The organism is Psychrobacter sp. AOP7-A1-24, from assembly GCF_052376235.1.
In the GTDB taxonomy this organism is placed as follows: domain Bacteria; phylum Pseudomonadota; class Gammaproteobacteria; order Pseudomonadales; family Moraxellaceae; genus Psychrobacter.
Map to the genome: position 1 here is coordinate 104,420 of NZ_JBQSVM010000003.1, position 15,351 is coordinate 119,770.

General features: G+C 39.1%; 10 protein-coding genes. All 10 read left to right on the forward strand.

Going from position 1 to position 15,351, the window contains the following annotated elements; translation table 11 throughout:
• Window positions 1-83 precede the first annotated feature (83 nt).
• The 10 genes from ACT3QQ_RS02270 to ACT3QQ_RS02315 all read left to right on the forward strand — a co-directional run bounded on the left by ACT3QQ_RS02270 (window position 84) and on the right by ACT3QQ_RS02315 (window position 15,339).
• Window positions 84-794, forward strand: a complete 711-nt coding sequence (locus tag ACT3QQ_RS02270; RefSeq protein ID WP_444523554.1) for a succinate dehydrogenase iron-sulfur subunit — start codon at window positions 84-86, stop codon at window positions 792-794.
• Between the two features lie 930 nt (window positions 795-1,724).
• A complete protein-coding gene (locus tag ACT3QQ_RS02275; protein ID WP_444526745.1) occupies window positions 1,725-4,604 on the forward strand; it encodes a 2-oxoglutarate dehydrogenase E1 component in 2,880 nt (959 codons plus the stop codon).
• Between the two features lie 155 nt (window positions 4,605-4,759).
• Entirely contained in the window at window positions 4,760-6,007 is a 1,248-nt protein-coding gene (gene odhB, locus ACT3QQ_RS02280; RefSeq protein ID WP_444523552.1) for a 2-oxoglutarate dehydrogenase complex dihydrolipoyllysine-residue succinyltransferase, read from the forward strand.
• A gap of 261 nt (window positions 6,008-6,268) precedes the next feature.
• Window positions 6,269-7,723, forward strand: a complete 1,455-nt coding sequence (lpdA, locus tag ACT3QQ_RS02285) for a dihydrolipoyl dehydrogenase (RefSeq protein ID WP_444526746.1) — start codon at window positions 6,269-6,271, stop codon at window positions 7,721-7,723.
• Between the two features lie 158 nt (window positions 7,724-7,881).
• Window positions 7,882-9,048, forward strand: a complete 1,167-nt coding sequence (gene sucC / locus ACT3QQ_RS02290; protein WP_444523550.1) for an ADP-forming succinate--CoA ligase subunit beta — start codon at window positions 7,882-7,884, stop codon at window positions 9,046-9,048.
• A 151-nt stretch (window positions 9,049-9,199) separates the two neighbouring features.
• Window positions 9,200-10,075, forward strand: coding sequence for a succinate--CoA ligase subunit alpha (sucD, locus tag ACT3QQ_RS02295; protein WP_444526747.1), 876 nt, complete (start codon window positions 9,200-9,202; stop codon window positions 10,073-10,075).
• Between the two features lie 181 nt (window positions 10,076-10,256).
• On the forward strand, window positions 10,257-10,646 hold the full coding sequence (gene tagD, locus ACT3QQ_RS02300; RefSeq protein WP_444526748.1) for a glycerol-3-phosphate cytidylyltransferase: 390 nt from the start codon (window positions 10,257-10,259) through the stop codon (window positions 10,644-10,646).
• A gap of 57 nt (window positions 10,647-10,703) precedes the next feature.
• Complete coding sequence (locus ACT3QQ_RS02305) at window positions 10,704-13,250, forward strand: CDP-glycerol glycerophosphotransferase family protein (RefSeq protein WP_444526749.1); 2,547 nt, start codon at window positions 10,704-10,706, stop codon at window positions 13,248-13,250.
• 147 nt (window positions 13,251-13,397) lie between these two features.
• Window positions 13,398-14,135, forward strand: a complete 738-nt coding sequence (locus ACT3QQ_RS02310; protein WP_444526750.1) for a glycerophosphodiester phosphodiesterase — start codon at window positions 13,398-13,400, stop codon at window positions 14,133-14,135.
• Window positions 14,136-14,139: 4 nt separating this feature from the next.
• The gene (locus ACT3QQ_RS02315) at window positions 14,140-15,339 is read left to right on the forward strand and encodes a CDP-glycerol glycerophosphotransferase family protein (protein ID WP_444526751.1); all 1,200 of its coding nucleotides are present in this window, start codon (window positions 14,140-14,142) and stop codon (window positions 15,337-15,339) included.
• Window positions 15,340-15,351: the final 12 nt, after the last annotated feature.

Genomic DNA, 15,351 nt, shown 5'->3' on the forward strand with positions numbered 1-15,351 from the left:
GTTATCAATACTGGTTAATAGTTAGCGCAGACATGTTGCAATCTTTGTATGCCCGCCATCACCTACGTGTGGAGTTTAGCATTATGAGCCGAGGTACTCGCACCATCGAAATCTATCGCTACGATCCTGATGTGGACGCAGCGCCGCGTATGCAAACTTATACGATTGAGCTACTTGAATCTGATCGTATGTTGCTTGACGTATTATTACGCCTAAAGAAAGAAGATGAAACGCTTACTTTCCGTCGCTCTTGCCGCGAAGGTATTTGTGGTTCTGACGGTATGAACATAAATGGTAAGAATGGTCTAGCATGTCTAATCAACATGAACACGCTACCAGAAAAAGTAACGGTTCGTCCGTTACCTGGTTTGCCAGTAGTTCGTGACTTGGTTGTTGATATGAACCAGTTCTATGAGCAATATGAGAAAGTACACCCGTACTTAATCAACGATCAGCCAGCACCGCCGACTGAACGTTTACAGTCACCTGAACAGCGTGAAAAACTAAACGGTCTATACGAATGTATTCTATGTGCTTGCTGTTCAACCAGCTGCCCATCTTTTTGGTGGAACCCTGATAAGTTCTTAGGCCCATCAGCATTGTTACATGCTTATCGTTTCGTCGCTGATAGTCGTGACGGTGATACTCAAGCGCGTTTGGCTCGCTTAGATGACCCGTTTAGCTTGTTCCGCTGCCGCGGTATTATGAACTGTGTATCAGTTTGTCCAAAAGGTTTGAACCCAACCAAAGCTATTGGTCACCTACGTAGCATGTTGATTGATCAGGCTGGTTAAACAGAATTAATTGCCCTTTGTAGTTATCATACGTAAAACACCACCTATTCATTAGGTGGTGTTTTTTGTTAGCTAAAAAGTTAATATATAAACTCGCTACTGTCGCCAGCGCAATTTCTAAGTAAGAATATTTACGAATATGACAAGTTAAAAGACAGGTAATAAGTAATTTAAGGGTAAAACTGTATGGTCAATACGTTGGTCGTATGTAAGAGGACATAATATATAAACAATCAACCTATATAATCAAATATAGACGTAGTCGAATTTTGGTACAATGATATTGTTTATTTAATGATACGATTGAATCGTCTTTTTTAGCCATCGATATTTGTTGTTCAAGCATATCATGGCATTATCAGGCTAAAATACTATGCGTAGGATGATTATACGTTTATAATTGATGGTAGATATTCATTACATAAATACTTAGTATTGAACAAACAAACTATGTCGTAAAAACAGGGCATGATAGTCTATACAGCAATGTATGTCTGTCTGAAAAAGCTGGATTTATCAGCCAATATCAAGACTTATAAAGCAGTTTAGTAATGATAGCCAATTTATAAGTTAGCTGAAAATGTAATTATTTATTAATAGCTTAACATTAGTAGATATGTTGGTTATGGCTCAAAGAAGTATATATAAATTAATGTTGTGAAACGAGCCAGATGAGAAAACTGAGCGTTCACAAATAATTTTATTTCTTGACGGGTATTGCAATAAGACTTGCTGCCACTATTTAGCATCACTTGTTCTTGTAGACAATGACAGTAGTATTTTATGGTAATGGCAATACTTAAGGATAGAAGTGTTTTATCGAATAGTATTTAACAGGATATGACACATTGTCTAACTGCCTGAGCATACAACGACTGACACAATAATAAGCACGATTCCATTCATTTATCTATCAAATAGACGATTATTATGAATAGTATAACCAAAGAAAAATCCGACCAAGCACATACCGAACTGGCTGCAGATAACGCCATCTATATAGAAGCTCTCTACGAGCAATACCTCACAGACCCTGATAGTGTCGATACTGACTGGCAAACGTACTTTGAACAGTACAAGTCTCAAAACGATGCTCAGCATAATGCTATCAAAGATCAATTCTTGCTACTTGCTCGTAATCAAACGGCAAATAAGAGTAGTGGTACTGATAACAACACCAATAGCGGTTCCGTCGATTGCGACCCTAAGCAAATGGGTGTGCAGCAGCTAATTTCAGCATACCGTCGTCGCGGTCATCGCCGTGCTAAGCTTGATCCTTTAGATCTGCATCCACGTGCAGAAGTAGAAGATTTGACGCTTGCTTATCACAACTTGTCAGAAGCTGATCTCGATACTGTATTCCCAACCAATGATTTAGTTATCGGTAAAGATGAAGCAACATTGCGTGAAATTATTGAGATCATGGAGCGTGTTTACTGCGGTCACATTGGTGTCGAGTACATGCACGTTACCACCAGTACAGAAAAGCGCTGGATGGAAGAATACTTAGAGACCAATCTAGGCTATATCAAATTTGATAAAGAAAAGCGTCTATCTATTCTTGAGCGATTAACTGCTGCTGAAGGTTTAGAGAAATACCTTGCTCGTAAATACACGGGCGTAAAGCGTTTTGGTTTGGAAGGTGGTGAAAGCTTCATTCCGGCTATCAATGAAATCATCCAACGTGCTGGCGGTTATGGTACAAAAGAGATGGTCATCGGTATGGCGCACCGTGGACGCTTGAACCTACTGGTTAATATTTTGGGTAAAAACCCTGCAGACTTATTTGATGAGTTTGATGGCAAAGTACAGCCAGAAAAAGGCTCAGGTGATGTTAAATACCACAATGGTTTCTCATCTAATGTGATGACACCAGGCGGCGAAGCGCATTTGGCTTTAGCATTTAACCCATCGCATCTTGAGATTGTCGCGCCGGTACTACAAGGTTCAGTACGTGCTCGTCAAGTACGCCGCAATGATCAACCTTCATTAGATAACACTGGTGGCAACTCAGTACTTCCTATCGTTATCCATGGTGATGCCGCTTTTGCTGGTCAAGGCGTGGTTCAAGAAACTTTCCAGATGTCACAAACACGTGCTTACACCACTGGTGGTACTGTGCATGTCGTGATCAATAACCAAGTTGGCTTTACGACTAGCCGTCAAGAAGATGTTCGTTCAACTGAATACTGTACTGACGTTGCTAAGATGGTTCATGCTCCTATCCTACATGTGAACGGTGATGATCCTGAAGCGGTGGTATTCGCTGCTCAGTTAGCATTAGATTATCGCCATAAATTTGATAAAGACATCATTATTGACTTGTTCTGTTATCGCCGTAATGGTCATAACGAAGCCGATGAGCCTTCTGCAACTCAGCCATTGATGTATGCAATTATCAAAAAACTTCCTACCACCCGCACCCTTTATGCAAAGAAACTTATTGCAGAAGGTATCTTGAACTCGGAAGAAGAAAAACAATACGAAGATGATTATCGTGAGTCGTTAGACCGTGGTGATTATGTTGTTAGTTCACTGGTTAAAGAGCCCAACGAGCAGTTGTTTGTAGATTGGAAACCTTATCTAGGTCATGACTTGGTTGATGAGTGGGATACCAGTGTTGATATTGAGAAGCTCAAAGGTTATGGACGCCGTATGGCTGAAATGCCAGAAGGCTATAAGCTACAGCGTCAGGTTCAAAAAGTAGTAGACCAGCGTTTAGCGATGCAGACTGGTGAAGAACCGCTCAACTGGGGTGCAGCTGAGACATTGGCTTATGCGTCACTAGTTGATAACGACGACGTATTAGTACGTATTACTGGTGAAGATGTTGGCCGTGGTACTTTCTCGCATCGTCATAGTGAAATCTACAACGTAAACGATGGCAGTATGTATGTGCCGTTAGCTCACATGAGCGAGAAACAAGCGCGCTTTGCGACTTATAATTCGCTACTATCAGAAGAGGCAGTGTTAGCCTTTGAATATGGCTATGCAACCACAGTACCGAATGCATTGATCGTTTGGGAAGCACAGTTTGGTGATTTCGTTAACGGTGCTCAGGTTGTTATTGACCAGTTTATCTCAAGCGGCGAGACCAAATGGCAACGTGTTTGTGGTTTGACTATGTTGTTACCGCATGGTTTCGAAGGTCAGGGCCCTGAGCATTCTTCTGCACGTCTAGAGCGTTTCTTACAGCTATGTGCTGAAGACAATATGCAGGTGATCACGCCAACGACTCCAGCGCAAATCTATCATGCCTTACGTCGTCAAGCGATACGCCCTATTCGTAAGCCATTGATCGTTATGTCACCGAAGAGCTTGTTACGTCATAAATTAGCAACTTCAAATCTGGAAGAGCTTGCCAATGGTAAGTTTGAAACCGTAATTTCAGAGATGGACGATCACAACGCTGATAAAATAACTCGTATGGTGGTATGTGGTGGCAAGGTTTATTACGATTTGCTTGAGCAGCGCCGTGCATTAGGTCTTGAGCATGTGGCTATTGTTCGTATTGAACAGTTGTATCCATTGCCAGAGAAGCGCTTAATCGCTGAAATCGAGAAATACAGCAATCTAACGGAAATCGTATGGACGCAAGAAGAGCCATTGAACCAAGGTGCTTGGTATTACTTGGCACCGCACATGTTCCGTATTGTTGTACCGCATCCAACCAAAGCAAAAGTCATGGAGCCAGTTGCACGTCCACCTAGTGCGGCACCTGCAACAGGATCACCAAAACTGCACGCTCAACAACAGCAAGCACTCATTGCTGGTGGTCTTGGCATAAGTGTTGATGAACTAGCTCAGTAATACTTTATCTAATCAAAATTTTATAGAAGATAAATGAATCAGGCGATGACAGTCAGTGTTTTTTAATAAAATATAAGCGAAGTTATTAGAATATTACCGACTGTCTATCACGACTTAATAATAAGTATGAATATCCAAATCTAAGGAGTATATCGATGGCTGATATCAAAGCCCCCGTTTTTCCAGAATCGGTTGCCGATGGCACAATCGTTGAGTGGCATGTTGCTGAAGGTCAACAAGTTAATCGTGATGACCTATTGGCTGAAATTGAAACTGATAAAGTTGTATTAGAAGTTGTCGCACCTGATGATGGTGTATTGACCAAAATCGTAAAGCAAGTTGACGATACTGTATTGTCTGACGAACTGATTGCTGAATTTGAAGCTGGTGCAAGTGCTGACGCTAGCGCAGAAGAAGCGCCAGCAGCAGATTCAGATCAATCAGCTGCGCCAGCTCAAGAAAAACAAGCTGCTGATGGTGGTGAACCTGTTCAAGCAACAGATAAGAAAGGCGAAGCTGATCATAAAGATCAAAGCCCAGCCGTTCGTAAAGCAGCAAAAGAGTCAGGTGTAGATCCTAAAGAAGTTGAAGGTAGTGGCCGCGGCGGTCGTGTAACCAAAACTGATATGGCTAACCCAACATTGAAATCAGACAGCAGCATCAAGTCTGACAGTGGTCGTCCTGTTGCTGAATCAATGGGTGAGCGTACTGAAAAACGTGTTCCAATGACTCGTCTTCGTAAGCGTGTTGCTGAGCGTCTATTATCAGCATCACAAGACACAGCGATGTTGACGACGTTTAACGAAGTGAACATGAAGCCATTGATGGACATGCGCGCTAAGTACAAAGAGAAGTTTGAAAAACGTCATGGCGTACGTTTAGGCTTTATGTCGTTGTTCGTAAAAGCAGCAACAGAAGCATTGAAACGTTTCCCAGCAGTGAACGCTTCTCTAGATGGCGATGACATTGTTTATCATGGTTTTTATGATATTGGTGTAGCAGTATCTTCAGATCGCGGCTTGGTTGTTCCAGTACTACGTGATACTGATCGCATGAGTATGGCTGATGTTGAAGGCACTATCCGTGAGTTTGGTAGCAAAGCACAGCAAGGTAAACTTGGTCTCGAAGACATGACTGGCGGTACGTTCACTATTTCTAATGGTGGTGTATTTGGTTCATTGATGTCAACACCTATCTTGAACCCACCACAAACTGCTATTCTAGGTATGCACGCTATCAATGATCGCCCAATGGCTGTCGATGGTAAAGTTGAAATCTTACCAATGATGTACCTAGCGCTATCTTACGACCATCGTATGATCGATGGCAAAGAAGCAGTACAATTCTTAGTAACTATCAAAGAATTGGTCGAAGACCCAGCAATGCTACTACTAGACCTGTAAGCTTCTAAGCTTGTATTGGCAACCGCTGATACAAGCTTTTTAACTTTGGTATAGATAATGATTTTTACTAATCAGCGATTACCTAGTGCGCTGATAACTGTATTTAAATGAATTTAATAATGGTGACTTGCTATCGATTATCGATAATGAAGTCTTCGTCACTGATACAGTGTATTAACTGTTCGGTGTAGATGCCGCTGGTCTAACAGCGAAATAACAACCAATTTAAATGACACAGACAATTAAAAATAGGAACGTACTATGAAAGACAATTATGATTTAGTCGTCATTGGCGGCGGTCCTGGTGGTTACGAAGCAGCTATTCGTGCAGGCCAGCTCGGTATGAGTGTTGCTTGTATTGAAAAGCGCGTTTATAAAGGCGAGCCAGCACTTGGCGGTACTTGCTTAAACGTTGGTTGTATCCCATCAAAAGCCCTACTTGATAGCTCACATCGTTATGAAGCGACTAAGCATGACCTTAACGAGCACGGTATCAGTACTGGTGACGTTGCTATCGACATCGAGCAAATGATTGCTCGCAAAGAAGGTATTGTCAAGCAGCTAACTGGCGGCGTTGCAGCATTGCTAAAAGGCAATGGTGTTGACTGGCTACAAGGCTGGGGTACTCTAGTTGACGGTAAGGGCGCTGACAAAAAAGTCAAATTTACTGCGTTAGAAGACGAAAGCGAAACGACCATTACTGCTAAGAATGTCATTCTTGCGGCAGGTTCAGTGCCTATCGAGATTCCTGTTGCCAAAACTGACGGTGATCGCATTGTTGATTCAACTGGTGCACTTGATTTCACTGAAGTACCTAAGCGTCTAGGCGTTATCGGTGCTGGCGTTATCGGTCTTGAGCTTGGTTCAGTATGGCGTCGCTTGGGTGCAGAAGTAGTTGTGTATGAAGCGCTTCCTAGTTTCCTAGCTGCTGCTGACAAAGATATTTCAAAAGAAGCTGGCAAAATGCTGAAGAAGCAAGGTCTTGATATCCGTGTCGATACCAAAGTAACCAACGCTGAAGTTCAAGGTGACCAAGTTGTCGTCACTAGCGAAAACAAAGGCGAGTCGAGTGAAGAGAGCTTTGATAAGCTAATCGTTTGTGTTGGCCGCCGTGCTTATTCTGAGAAGCTACTTGGCGAAGACAGCGGTATCACGTTGACTGAACGTGGCCTTATCGATGTCAATGATCAATGTAAAACCAATCTTGATGGCGTTTATGCTATCGGTGATTTGGTCCGTGGTCCTATGCTTGCGCATAAAGCGATGGAAGAGGGCATGATGGCTGTTGAGCGTATTCACGGCGAAAAACCTCAAGTTAACTATGATACCATCATCAATGTCATTTATACTCACCCAGAAATCGCATGGGTAGGTTTGACTGAGCAAGAAGCTGAAGAAGCTGGCTATGAAGTTAAAACAGGTTCTTTCAACTTAGCTGCTAACGGCCGTGCATTGGCACAGAGTGAAGCACAAGGTTCTGTGAAAGTCGTTGCTGATGCTAAAACAGATCGTCTGTTAGGTATGCACGCTATCTCTGCTGGTGCTGGTGATATTGTCCATCAAGGTATGATCGCGATGGAGTTTGTCTCTAGTGTCGAAGACTTGCAGTTGATGACGTTTGCTCACCCAACTATTTCAGAAGCAGTACATGAAGCTGCTTTGTCTGCAGATGGCCGTGCTATTCACGCTATCCAGCGTAAAAAGCGTAAGAAATAAGTCGTTGCTAATTTAGTTGTTATCGATTTACAACCTGATTGGGGTGTCGCTATTTTGGTGATGCCACAATCATGAGTGCGTCAGACGTATGATTAATATGTATATGTGCGCACTTGATTTCACTTTTTATTAATTGTAAAAAATAAAGGATACAATCAATGAATTTACATGAGTATCAAGCAAAAGAGCTATTAAAAAGCTACGGTTTGCCAATTCAAGAAGGCATCATTGCTCATAACGGCGAAGAAGCTGCTGCAGCTTTTGATAAAACCCCAACTGACATTGCGGTAATTAAAGCGCAAGTACATGCTGGTGGTCGCGGTAAAGCCGGTGGTGTAAAGCTGGTTAAAACTCGTGAAGAAGCTAAGCAAGTTGCTGAAGAGCTGATCGGTACTAACCTAGTAACGTTCCAAACTGATGCTGATGGCCAGCCAGTAAACTTCGTATTGGTTGCAGAAGACATGTACCCAGTACAAACTGAGCTATATCTTGGCGCAGTCGTTGATCGTGCAACTCGTCGTGTCACTTTCATGGCATCTACCGAAGGTGGTGTAGATATCGAAGAAGTAGCACACAGCACGCCAGAAAAAATCTTTAAAGTAAATGTTGATCCTTTAGTTGGTTTGATGCCTTTCCAAGCGCGCGACGTTGCGTTCAAACTTGGTCTAGAAGGCAAGCAAATCAATCAATTCGTTAAATTGATGACTGGCGCTTATAAAGCATTCGTTGAAAACGATTTTGCCCTAATGGAAATCAACCCATTGGCCGTTCGTGAAAATGGCGAAATCGTTTGTGTTGACGGCAAAATCGGTATCGATTCAAACGCTCTGTATCGTCTGCCAAAAATCGCAGCACTACAAGACAAGACTCAAGAAAACGAGCGTGAGCTTAAAGCGGCTGAATTTGACCTAAACTATGTTGCGCTAGAAGGTAACATCGGTTGTATGGTTAACGGTGCTGGTCTTGCAATGGCGACCATGGACATCATCAAACTATATGGTGGTAAACCTGCTAACTTCCTAGACGTTGGCGGCGGTGCAACTAAAGATCGCGTTGTTGAAGCGTTCAAAATTATCCTAGAAGACAGCAGCGTTGAAGGTGTTCTAATCAACATCTTCGGCGGTATCGTACGTTGTGACATGATTGCAGAAGCTATTATCGCTGCTATCAAAGAAGTTGACGTACAAGTACCAGTAGTTGTTCGCTTAGAAGGTAACAACGCTGAGAAAGGCGCACAAATTTTAGAAGAGTCTGGTCTGAAATTGATTTCAGCTCAAGGCCTTTCAAATGCGGCTCAAAAAATTGTCGATGCTGTAAAAGCTTAATAGATTTAAGGCATCGCCCTTTAAATATAAGCGTTTAAGCATAGTAGTCAACTCGTAATAGTGGTTTTGTAGCACAGACAGATTATTAGAATTTGTTAATAACAGTTATAGAACCCACTATTACAAGACAACCGAATACAAGGAATAAATAATGAGTGTATTAATCGATAAAGATACCAAAGTATTGGTACAAGGTTTCACTGGTAAAAATGGTACGTTCCATTCTGAGCAAGCGATCGAATACGGTACAAAAGTTGTTGGTGGTGTAACGCCAGGTAAAGGCGGTCAAACTCACCTAGGCCTACCAGTATTTAATACTATGAGCGAGGCTATGGAAGCGACTCAAGCGGACGCTTCTGTTATCTATGTACCTGCACCATTTGTACTAGATTCTATCGTTGAAGCAATCGATGCTGGCGTTAAACTGATCGTAGTGATCACTGAAGGCGTACCGACTATCGATATGCTAAAAGCAAAACGCTATCTTGAAGAAGCTGGCGATGTGCGTTTGGTTGGTCCTAACTGCCCAGGCGTTATCACGCCAGGTGAATGTAAAATTGGCATCATGCCAGGCCATATCCATCAGCCAGGTAAAGTGGGTATCATTTCACGCTCTGGTACGTTGACTTATGAAGCTGTAGCTCAAACTACTAAGCTTGGTTTTGGTCAGTCAACGTGTATCGGTATCGGTGGTGATCCTATCCCTGGTATGAACCAGATTGACGCATTGAAGCTATTTGAAGCTGATCCACAAACTGAAGCTATCATCTTGATCGGTGAAATCGGTGGTACTGCTGAAGAAGAAGCTGCTGCTTACATCAAAGACCATGTAACTAAGCCAGTTGTTGGTTATATCGCTGGTGTTACTGCTCCAGAAGGTAAGCGTATGGGTCATGCTGGCGCTATCATCTCTGGTGGTCAAGGTACTGCTGAAGAGAAATTCAAAGCGTTTGAAGATGCTGGTATCGCGTACACACGTGACCCATCTAAACTTGGTGACAAACTACAAGAAGTTACTGGTTGGTAAAACAGACATTAGTCTACAGCTAAACTACTAAAACTACATTGAAATATTATAAAAACACCCCTACAATGGGGTGTTTTTTGTTTTATAAAAAGCTATTTAATTGTAATTATTATTCTATTTCTTATAGTACTTCTTTTAAGTAGTTTTTAGCTTTAAACTCAGATATTAAGGTTTCTTAGGAATGATTAAAGTTTTAACGTATGGTACTTTTGATCTTTTACATCATGGGCATATTCGACTTTTAGAGCGTTCTAGATCGTTAGGCGATCATTTAACGGTAGCAGTATCAACTGACCAGTTTAATCTAGGCAAAGGCAAAATCTGTGCTTATACTTACGAGGAACGAGTACATATCTTAAGAGCTATTCGATATGTAGATAATGTAATTCCTGAAACAGATTGGGAGCAGAAAATTGATGATGTGAAAAATCACGACATTGATATTTTTGTGATAGGTGATGACTGGGAAGGCGAGTTTGATTTTCTCAAAGATTATTGTAAGGTATTGTATTTGCCTAGAACGCCTGATATATCTACTACACAAGTTAAAGAAATGTTATCAAATAAGTAAAGCTGATAAGATATAATTTTTAATACATTTACATAATATTTTTCCAAAGGTAAAGCTATGTCCAAGCTGTTAAAGTTAAAAAATAACCCTAAAGTATTTTTTAAAGATTCATACGAAAAACGTAGTATACAGCTAAGGAAAATAGCTAATATTTTAACAAATCAGGAAGTTGTAAGAAAGAGTAGTGTCCAAAAACCTTCGAAAACTAAAAGTATAAAGAAAATTCCCCAGAAGGTTGTTAAGAAGCCTGTAGCTAGTGGTTACAGGTACTATTTAGAAAATCATACTCAAGGTAACGTTCAAAAAGATTTGGTTCTTTTTGATAGCTTTTGGGGAAGAAAAATAGGTTGTCATCCATATGCTATTTATAAGGCTATGAAAGCTTCTAGTAATTTCGATAATTATAGTTACATTTGGGTTAAAGAAAAAGGTATCGATATACCGAATGAATTGATAGAAGACAAAAAAGTTAGTTTCGTAGAATATGGCAGTGTAGAGTATGCTTCTGCTCTTATGAGAGCTGAGATATTAATATCAAATTCAAATTTTTCACCATATTTCAGCCCAAAACCTGAACAATATGTTGTGAGCACATGGCATGGTATTCCTATGAAAACATTAGGTTATGATGCCAACCCAAACCTAGAATCTGTTTACAATACTCAAAGGAATTTCAATATATCTGACTTAATTGTATCATCTAGTCAGTTTTTTACAGATAAGGTCGTAAAATCATATGGTGCCTATCTATCATTAAGTGCAACCAAAGAAATAGGTTCTCCTCGTATAGATTTAATGTTAAATGCAGATGTAGATCGTATTAAAAGTCAACTGGATATTTCTTTAGATCGTAAGGTTATATTATACGCTCCAACTTGGAGAGGAAAGATCGGCGAAGTATCGAATGATATAGATATACAAATTGAATTAATAGATTATTTAGAAAGTACATACAGTGAAGAATATGAGATTTTAGTTTCTTTGCATCATCTAACAAAGAAATCATTAGGCAGCAGTTTATCAAAGCTAAACATAAAAGAAGTTCCTTCTAATGTAGATATCAATGAAATATTATCTGTTTGTGATTTGGTAATCAGTGACTATTCAAGTATCTATTTAGACTTCTTATGTCTTAATAGACCAGTTGTTCTGTATGTTCCAGATATTGAAGAATATATGTTACATAGAGGCTTATATTTGAGCCCCTACGATTTACCCGTGAATATAGCAAAAAATATAGAAGAGCTTGCTCTCTGTATAGAAGATGCTAAGATTCCCTCAAGTTTTGAAAGTTATCAAAATATCCGAAATAGTTTGTTACCATTTGAAGATGGAAAATCTAGTGAAAGAGTAATTGAAAAAATACTTTCTAGAGAGTTAAATACTTATAGCCATCTTTCAAATAAAGAAAATGTTTTAATATCTGTTGGGGGCCTAAACTCTAGCGGTATCACAAAATCTCTATCAAACTTATTGAATAATATTGATTATGAAAAATTCAATATATTTTTATTGATCAATGCGAAATTAGTTGATACTCATTTTGAAAAGCAAGTTAACCTTAATCACTTAAATGATAAAGCAAAGAAAATACTAACTATTGCACCGAAAAATTTTAGTGAAACACAAAAGAATGCCTATCAAAAATTGTCAAGCGGTAAGAAAGTCAGCGGTGCTGAAGAATATCAGGTGAACATTGCTTTTGATAGGGAGATGCGCAGGTTGATTGGTAAATTTACATTTGACCATGCAATTGATTATACCGGTTATTCTGTATATTGGACTAGTTGTATTACATCTATTTCTGCGAAAAACAAAATTATATTTCAGCATAGTGATATGCTCGCTGAAGCACAAAATACTGCTAGGGGGCATAGCTCACTACATGGTGTTTTTCAGAAATATAAAGATTTTAACAAGCTTGTCAGCGTTTCATTAGAGCTCTTAGAACTAAATAAAGTAAACTTAAGTGAATATGCTAGAGACAACACATTTTACTACTTGCCAAATCTATTATCTGTAGAAGAGATCCTACAAGGAGCAGATGCGCCTTTATCTATAATGTCACCGACAGCTTTTATGCTAAATATGGAAAAAGATGTCATAAAATTTGTTTGTGTAGCAAGGTTATCTCCAGAAAAAGGTCATACGTTATTGCTTAATGCTTTCAAGAAGGTTGTTGATGAAGGTATCAATGCCAGCTTATCTATTATTGGCTCTGGCCCAATGGAGTCAAAGCTTAAAAATCTCTGCCATTTGTTAGGAATTGAAAACCGCGTTATATTTCATGGTCATATTAACAACCCATATCCCATTATTGCACATAGCGATTGTTTGATACTAGTTTCTGAATATGAAGGGCAAGGTCTGGTTTACCTAGAGGCAATGACTCTGAGTATCCCATGTATAGGTAGTAATATTCCAGTAGTTAGAGATTTAATTACTCCTCATGGTGGTATAGTCACTGACTTAAATGAAAAAAGCGTGAGCGACTCTATGGTTAATTTTGCAAAGAATCCTACTACTGTAGTAGATTTTAGTCCTAAAGAGTATATCGATCAAAATCTCGATATTTTATATAGAAACATACTAGCCATAGATTAACAAAAAAGATAACTGAGGCTTAATATTGGCTTTAAGTTTACTATGATAGCTTAATAATTAGTGATCAAAGCACAGTCGATAACGCGTATCCTCTAGGCTGTGTGTGTTTATAATAAAAGCTTAGTAGTCAAAACAGGTAGTCTAACTATGGATTCTATTCAAGTAATTGGTCATAGAGGTAATAAAGCTGCCCATGATGAAAATACTTTACAAGGTTTCAATTCAGTCTTCACCGAACCTGAATTTGATGGAGTAGAGTTAGATGTCGTGGTTAGTAAAGATAAACAGTTATTTGTGGCTCATGATATGTATGCAACATTCAATCAAGATAATAAATGGTTTCACCAGTTTGACTATCATCAGATATTAGATGCATGTATTGAAGAAAATGGCAACAATGTCAGTAAATTTCCTTTGCTTAAGCAAGTCTTTGATTTGTATAAAACCTGCAAATCGAATCACAAAATCCAGATAGAGGTTAAATCTGATCCAAGCCTAGAGTTAACCTTTAGTATGGCTGATACTATTCTAGCGATTCATAGGATGATTCATGATTATAATTTGCTAACTATAGCTAGCATTACTTCATTTGATTATCGTTATATAATGGAGTCTAGACGACAAGATCCAAATATAAAAACTGGTTTGATTATGCATCGTTGCTTATTGCCGCTAGATAGTTGTATATCATTGGGGATTGATGCGATTATATTTGAAAAAAACTGGATTACTAAGAATGATATTCAAATACTCGATGCTTCGGGTATCGATTCCTACGTTTGGACAGCAAATTCCAAATCTGACTGGAATAGAATGAAGAGTCTAGGGGTCACAGGTATTATTACCGACAAACCTAGGTCTTTAGTGAATTGGTTAAAGGAATAATGCAGTGTTATCAAAGTATTTAATGCGTAGATTAGGTAGCCGAGAAAAGAAAGCTAATTTTTTTGCAAAATACGATTCTTTTTTTCCAAAATTTAGTCGTAAAGTCATTCTGGTTGTAAAGAAAAATACAGAATTTTCAGGCAATTTGCGTGTATGTGCTGATGTGTTGTTAACTAATAAAGAGCACAGTGTCTATATCTATAAAGATGGATCTATGCCAGCCGATTTAGAGTTAGCGATTAAAGCACAAGGTATGAAAGTTTTAAAAAGTAACTCATGGTTGAGTTTTTACCACCTTTTTACAAGTGGTGTAATGTTTTTTTCTCATGTGCCTAGAGATGCTCATATATCTGTTAAAAATAAAAAGCGAGTTATAATTGGTTTATGGCATGGTGTAGCTTTTAAGAATATTGAAAGTCAGATGATTGATGTTGCACCTGAAAAGCTCACTTTAATAGAAAAAAATGCTGCATTATATGATTTGATGACAGCATCAAGTCAGAGGGATAAACAGTACCTTTCAAAGTCATTTATGGTTGATGAAAGTATTATTGAGATTACAGGTCTGCCAAGGTATGATCTGCTCAAGTCAACATATCCTTTAGATGCATTTCTAAACGCGCAAAAAAAACAGTTGGAGCAAATAAAAACTAACAAAAAGCTAGTTCTGTATGCACCTACCTTTAGAGAGCATTGTGACTCTCATCTTGAGCAGATTTCTAATTCTGAATGGGAGTGTCTGAATGAGTACATGCTTGCTAGTAATGCATTACTCGGTGTTCGACCACATCCTTATGACTTAAAACATCCACCAGAACTCTTTGAATCGCTTAGCAATATAGTTTGGTTAGGTCAAGATGAGTTTACTGAATCTAATTTAGTCTTGCAGTATGTTGATGCATTGATTGTAGACTTTTCTAGTATATGGATTGATTATCTATTACTCGATAGACCCATTGTAGGCTTTGCTAAGGACTTTGAGCATTATCGAGATGATGAGCGTGGTTTCGCTTATGATTTTTCTAGTACCTTTCCTGATGTATTCGTCAACAATATAACTGATCTAATAAGTCAGCTTGATCTACTATTAAGCAACGGCATACAAACGAAGAGATATAGTGCAGCTAAGCAATTGTTTCATGCATATGATATATCAGCTGATTTTTCTAGAAGTTTAGAGGAATCAATTAAGTCCTATTTATAATATTAAATGAAT